Source organism: Pseudoxanthomonas sp. LjRoot204_2, assembly GCF_056175765.1.
This window is the reverse complement of record NZ_JBGFFG010000200.1, coordinates 1-6,096: the sequence shown is the minus strand read 5'-3', so window position 1 is coordinate 6,096 and position 6,096 is coordinate 1. Positions and strand designations below refer to the sequence as shown.

At 66.3% G+C, this 6,096-nt stretch carries 8 protein-coding genes; 2 read left to right on the top strand and 6 right to left on the bottom strand.

The window, feature by feature from the left end; translation table 11 throughout:
* On the top strand, positions 1–1,344 hold a 1,344-nt coding region (locus AC04L7_RS10700), incomplete at its 5' end, for a type IV secretory system conjugative DNA transfer family protein (RefSeq protein ID WP_475512979.1).
* Positions 1,345–1,414: 70 nt separating this feature from the next.
* A complete protein-coding gene (locus AC04L7_RS10695) occupies positions 1,415–1,789 on the top strand; it encodes a TFIIB-type zinc ribbon-containing protein (RefSeq protein ID WP_299340393.1) in 375 nt (124 codons plus the stop codon).
* 99 nt (positions 1,790–1,888) lie between these two features.
* Here the strand turns inward: AC04L7_RS10695 and AC04L7_RS10690 are convergent, their stop codons facing one another.
* From AC04L7_RS10690 to AC04L7_RS10665, 6 genes are all read right to left on the bottom strand, one after another.
* Positions 1,889–2,608, bottom strand: coding sequence for an HAD-IB family phosphatase (locus tag AC04L7_RS10690; RefSeq protein ID WP_299340390.1), 720 nt, complete (start codon positions 2,606–2,608; stop codon positions 1,889–1,891).
* Positions 2,605–3,399, bottom strand: a complete 795-nt coding sequence (gene trpC, locus AC04L7_RS10685; RefSeq protein ID WP_435996778.1) for an indole-3-glycerol phosphate synthase TrpC — start codon at positions 3,397–3,399, stop codon at positions 2,605–2,607. Before trpC ends, AC04L7_RS10690 begins: the two co-directional genes overlap by 4 nt.
* Before the next feature lie 50 nt (positions 3,400–3,449).
* Complete coding sequence (locus AC04L7_RS10680; protein ID WP_475512978.1) at positions 3,450–3,809, bottom strand: antibiotic biosynthesis monooxygenase family protein; 360 nt, start codon at positions 3,807–3,809, stop codon at positions 3,450–3,452.
* Between the two features lies 1 nt (position 3,810).
* Positions 3,811–4,854 carry an anthranilate phosphoribosyltransferase gene (trpD, locus tag AC04L7_RS10675; RefSeq protein ID WP_435996774.1) on the bottom strand — a complete coding sequence of 348 codons (1,044 nt, stop codon included), beginning with the start codon at positions 4,852–4,854 and terminating at the stop codon, positions 3,811–3,813.
* 65 nt (positions 4,855–4,919) lie between these two features.
* Complete coding sequence (locus tag AC04L7_RS10670) at positions 4,920–5,498, bottom strand: anthranilate synthase component II (RefSeq protein WP_475512977.1); 579 nt, start codon at positions 5,496–5,498, stop codon at positions 4,920–4,922.
* Between the two features lie 10 nt (positions 5,499–5,508).
* The coding region (locus AC04L7_RS10665) for an SIMPL domain-containing protein (protein WP_475512976.1) at positions 5,509–6,096 on the bottom strand (588 nt) is incomplete at its 5' end.

Sequence of the window (6,096 nt, the reverse complement as noted above, 5' to 3'; positions counted from 1 at the left end):
GGCTTCCTGTCCAGCAAGGACACCGGCATCGTCGTCGGCCAGATGAACGGCAAGCTGCTGCGCCTGCCGGGACAGCAGTTCGTGATTCTCGCGGCGCCGACGCGGTCCGGCAAGGGCGTCGGCATCGTCATTCCCAATCTGCTCGACTATCGCGAGTCGGCGGTGGTGCTGGACATCAAGCAGGAGAACTTCGATCTGACCTCCGGGTGGCGTCGCTCGATCGGCCAGGAGGTCTACCTGTTCAATCCGTTCGCCGAAGACCGCCGCAGCCACCGATGGAATCCGATGACATACGTCTCGCCGGATCCCGCCTTCCGCGTCTCCGATCTCCAGAGCATCGCCGCCATGCTGTATCCGGATGGCGACGACAAGGACAAGTTCTGGGTCAGTCAGGCGCGCAACGCGTTCCTCGCCTTCACCCTCTATCTGTTCGAACGGCACGACCGGGACCACGCCGCCGAGAAGCCGACACTGGGAGCAGTGCTGCGGCTCGCGTCGGGCGATGGTGGCGAGTTGAAGCCGTATCTCCAGAAACTCGTCGAAGCGCCCTGGTTGAGCGCACAGGCGCGGACCGCCTTTGCGGGCCTGCTGTCGCAGGCGGACGTTACCTTCGCCTCGATCATCGGCTCGTTCCGGGAGCCGCTGAATCCGTGGTTGAACCCGGTGCTGGACGCGGCCACCAGCGCCGACGACTTCCGCCTCGATGACGTCCGCCGCCGCCGCATGACGATCTACGTCGGCATCCAGCCCAACAAGCTGGCGGAAAGCCGACTGATCGTGAACCTCTTCTTCAGCCAGCTGATCAACGTCAACACCAAGGTGCTGCCGCAGAACGACCCGAGCCTGAAGCACCAGTGCCTGCTGTTGATGGATGAATTCACCGCCATCGGCCGCGTCGACATCATCGCGAAAGCGGTGGCGTACATGGCCGGCTACAACCTTCGCCTGCTCCCGATCATCCAGTCGATGGCGCAGCTCGACGCCGTGTACGGCAAGGAGCTGTCGCGCACCATCATCACCAACCATGCGCTGCAGATCATCTATGCGCCGCGCGAGCAGCAGGACGCCAACGACTATTCGGAAATGCTGGGCTACACCACCATCAAGCGCCGCGCCCGCACGCGCTCGCATGGGCAGGGACGCAACGTGTCCGACAACGAGGTACTGGAGAAGCGCGCGCTGATGCTGCCGCAGGAGCTGAAGGCGATGGGGCCGGAGAAGGAGATCGTGCTGTACGAGGGTCTCGCCCATCCCATCCTGTGCCGCAAGGTGCGCTATTACAAGGACAGTTACTTCACCAAACGGCTGCTTCCCAAGGTCGATATCGATCCCCTGCGGATCTGAGGGCGGCAGCGCTGGTACGGGCGGAGGTCCGCGGTAGAATCCCGCCATTCGCCCGCCCGAGACCCGCCCCATGCAGTGCCCCAAGTGTCACAGCGCGATGGAACTGATCCCCATGCCGCAGGCCCACGTCCATCGTTGCACGCAGTGCAGGGGGCTCTGGTTCGAGATGGTTGACCACGAGACGCTGAAAGATCGTGCGGACGAGATCGACATCGGCGACCCGGCCGTCGGCGAGCAGTACAACAAGGTCGACCGGATCGACTGCCCTGCCTGCGTCGGCGAACGCCCGCTGATCCGCATGGTCGATCCGCTGCAGCCGCACATCTGGTTCGAGAGCTGCAAGGGCTGCTATGGCCGTTTCTACGACGCGGGCGAGTACCAGGATTTCGCGGAGATCGAGCTTGCGGACCTGGTCAAGGACTGGAACGCGCCGGAACGGATCTGATGCACCTCGCGCGCGCATTCGAGCAGTACGCCGTTGTCGCCGGGCCTGTGCACTGAGCGCAGATCACCACCTGATTCCGATGGCGAGCCAGGGCCTGCGCTACGCTGCCGTACCGCCGCGGTCCTTGCAGCCCCAGTTGAGGATGGGCGTGCCCGGCGGCAGGACGCGACGGAACATCGCCACCCGCGTGGTCTTCGGATTGACCACCACGGGCGCGCGTGCCGCTTTCAGAAGCGGCAGGTCGGCGCTGCTGTCCGAGTACGCCACCGCGACCTCACCGTAGCCGCGCTCGCGCAGCATGCGCATCTTCTCTTCGTTGTGGCAGTGTCGCGTGGCGACCACTGCACCCAAGCGGGGCCCGACGGCGGTACCGATGACCGGCACGTCCTCGTGGGCGACGAAACTCAGGATCGCACGCGCCAGTTCCGGCGGCGCGCCGGTCGCCACCACCACGTTGTCGCCGCGGGCGCGGTGGTCGCGGAAGACATCAAGCGCGTGCGGCAGCAGGCGCTGTTGGACTTCCTCGCGGTGCTTCGCGACGTACTGGTCGATCAGCGCATCGAAGCTGCGCCGACCATGCAGGCCGAACGTGCCGATCCAGATGTAGCCGGAGATCCCGCGACGGCGCGTCGGCAGGAAGGCCACCATCGGCCCCAGCACGACCGATGCCGCCAGCGCCACCGCCGCGCGCAGCGGATTGCGCTGGATCAGCCACCTGACCAGATGGCCGCCGGAATCGCCGTCGTACAGCGTATGGTCGAAATCGAAAACGACGACCGGCGCCTCGGCGCGCGGTGTCGGATAGCGAGCGTCCGTCATGCGGCGAAGAATAGCTGACGCAGCGCCTCGCCGGGCTCTTCCGCGCGCATGAACGTCTCGCCGACCAGGAACGCATCCACGCCGGCGGCGCGCATCGTGGCGACATCCTCCGGCACCAGGATGCCGCTCTCGGTCACCAGCAGGCGGTCCCGCGGCACCGCATCCTTTATCTCCAGCGTGGTCTGCAGCGACACCTCGAACGTGCGCAGGTTGCGGTTGTTGATGCCGACCAGCGGGACAGGCACCTGCAGCGCACGCTCCAGCTCATCGATGTCGTGCACCTCCACCAACACGTCCATGCCCAGCTCCATCGCCAGCCCGGACAGATCGACCAGCGCGCCGTCGTCCAGCGCCGCCACGATCAGCAGAATGCAATCCGCGCCGAGCACGCGCGCCTCGTAGACCTGATACGGGTCGACGGTGAAATCCTTGCGCAACACCGGCAGGGTGCAGGCATCGCGCGCCTGTTTCAGATAGTCGTCGGCACCCTGGAAGAAGTCCTGATCGGTCAGCACGGACAAGCAGGCCGCGCCACCGAATTCGTAGCTCACCGCGATGTCGGCGGGACGGAAATCCGGACGGATCACGCCCTTCGACGGGCTGGCCTTCTTCACTTCGGCGATCACGGCGGGGTCGCCCTGGGCGATCATCGCGTGGAGCGCATCGGCAAAGCCGCGCGTCGGCGATGCCTCGGCGATGCGCGCCCGCAGGTCATCCAACGGAACGCGCGCACTGCGTTCGGCGATCTCGTCGGCCTTGCGGGCGAGGATGGTGGTGAGGATGTCGCTCATGTGAATCCTGGTTCGGTTCCCTTGCCGGGAACAGCACATTGTCGCATCCGCTACGCTTCARGAGGGGCTTCGGCACGGTCCCAACCGTAGGCGCGTTCGACCTTGGCCACCCGCAGCTCGAAGTGGTCGTACCAGTCGCGCCGCCCCTGCTCGCGTGCCGCGGTGTGTTCGGCATGGTGGCGCCAGGCGCGGATCGCGTCCTCGCTCTCCCAGTACGCCACCGTGATGCCGAAACCATCCTCGCCGCGCGTGGATTCCACGCCCAGGAATCCCGGCTGCTGCACGGCAAGCTCGACCATGCGCTCGGCCATGGCGCCGTATCCTGCATCGTCATGTGCATTGCGCTGCGACGAGAAGATCACCGCGTAGTACGGCGGCTTGGGCAGGCTGGCGAATCCGCTGGCGGCCATGTCAGTGCGTTCCCTGTTTTCCCAGTGCCTGCGTTGTGGCCACGAACTGATGCAGCCGCGCCAGCGCCCTGCCGCTGGCGATGGCGTCGCGCGACCGCGCGATGCCGTCTTCGATACTCTCGGCGACGCCGGCCACGTACAGGGCCGCACCGGCATTCAGCACCACGATCTCGCGCGCGGGACCCGGACGGTTGTCGAGCACCCCCAGCAGCATCGCCTTCGACTCCACAGCATCGGCGACGCGGAGGTTGCGGCTCGCGGCCATCGCGATGCCGAAGTCCTCGGGGTGCAGCTCGTACTCGCGTACCTGCCCATCGCGCAGTTCGCCGACGAGTGTCCCGGCGCCGAGCGACAGTTCGTCCATACCGTCGCGGCCCCACACCACCAGCGCCCGTTCGGCGCCGAGCTCCTGCAGCACGCGCGCCTGGATGCCGACCAGGTCAGGATGGAATACACCCATCAGGATGCTCGGCGCGCCGGCCGGATTGGTCAGCGGACCCAGGATGTTGAAGATCGTGCGCACGCCCATCTCGCGACGGACGGGCGCCACGACCTTCATCGCCGGGTGGTGGATGGGCGCGAACATGAAGCCGATGCCGGACTGCACGATGGACCGTGCGACCTGGTCGGGCTGCAACTCGATGTTGACGCCCAGTGCTTCCAGCACGTCCGCGCTGCCCGACTTCGAGGACACGCTGCGGTTGCCGTGCTTGGCGATCTGCGCGCCGGCAGCGGATGCCACGAACATCGAGCACGTGGAGATGTTGAACGTGTGCGAGCCGTCGCCCCCGGTGCCGACGATGTCGACCAGATGCGTGCGGTCGGGCACCTCGACGGTGCGCGAGAACTCGCGCATGACGGTGGCGGCGCCGGCGATCTCGCCAACGGTTTCCTTCTTCACGCGCAGGCCGGTCAGGATCGCCGCACTCATCGTCGGCGACACGTCGCCGCGCATGATCTGCCGCATCAGGTCGACCATTTCGTCGTGGAAGATCTCGCGGTGCTCGATCGTGCGCTGCAGGGCTTCTTGGGGGGTCAGGGGCATGTCGGCTCCGTAGGGTGGGCCTTGGCCCACCGGTGTGGCGATGGCGGGCCGAGGCCCGCCCTACATCATCGTTCGAGGAAGTTCTTCAGCAACGCGTGGCCGTGCTCGGTCAGGATCGACTCGGGGTGGAACTGCACGCCCTCCACCGGGAATTCGCGGTGCCGCWGGCCCATGATCTCCTCGAAGCTGCCGTCTTCGTTCTCCGTCCATGCCGTGACTTCCAATGCGTCGGGCAGGCTCCTGCGCTCCACCACCAGCGAGTGGTAGCGCGTGGCCTCGTACGCATCCGGCAGGCCGGCGAACACGCCCTTCCCCTCGTGGCGGATGCGGGACGTCTTGCCATGCATGATGCGGCCCGCGCGGATGACATTGCCGCCATAGGCCTGGCCCAGGCTCTGGTGGCCGAGGCAGACACCGAGGATCGGCGTGTTCCGACCCAGCCGTTCGATGACCTCCAGCGACACGCCGGCTTCGTTCGGCGTGCACGGCCCGGGCGAGATGACGATGCGCTCGGGCGCGAGCTTGGCGATCTGATCCACCGTCATCGCATCGTTGCGCACCACCTTCACCTCGGCACCCAGTGACTGCAGGTATTGCACGAGGTTGTAGGTGAAGCTGTCGTAGTTGTCGATCATCAACAGCATGGGACGGTACTCAGGGCGAAATCAGGAAGATGGCGTACACGTTCTCGGTGAACGTGATCGTGCCGGTCTGCAGCGTCTCGGGCGCGATCCGGGTGCCGGTAACCTCGACCGTGGTGCCGATGTCCGCCGCCGGCGCGGGTGGCGCGGGCGGCGTCACGCCCGTGTCGTCGTCTGCCGCAGGCCACATGCCCGCCTGCACACCGTAGGCAAAGCTCGGCGCGACATCGGAAATGGTGTAGAGACCGGCAAGGCGCGTGCCGTAGGCGGAGGCCAGGCCCTCGGCGGACCGGCGCGACTGCTGTGCGGCTTCGCGCTTGAGTTCTGCGCGCAGACCGGCGGCGGCCGCGTATCCCGAACGGATGCCGGTGATCTGCAGTTCCGGGCCGGATTCGACCCCGGACAACACGGCGCGCACATCATCGAGCCGGACGAACGTGGCACGTAGCCTGCGGACCACCTTGGTTCCCTTGAACACCTGCTTCCCTTCCTCGAAGGCATGCTCAGGGGAAATGGACAGCGTCGACGCATGGATGCTGTCGGCGAGTGCGCTGTTCGCCTTGAAGAGGGCGAGCACCGTTGCCACGTTATGCTCGACCTT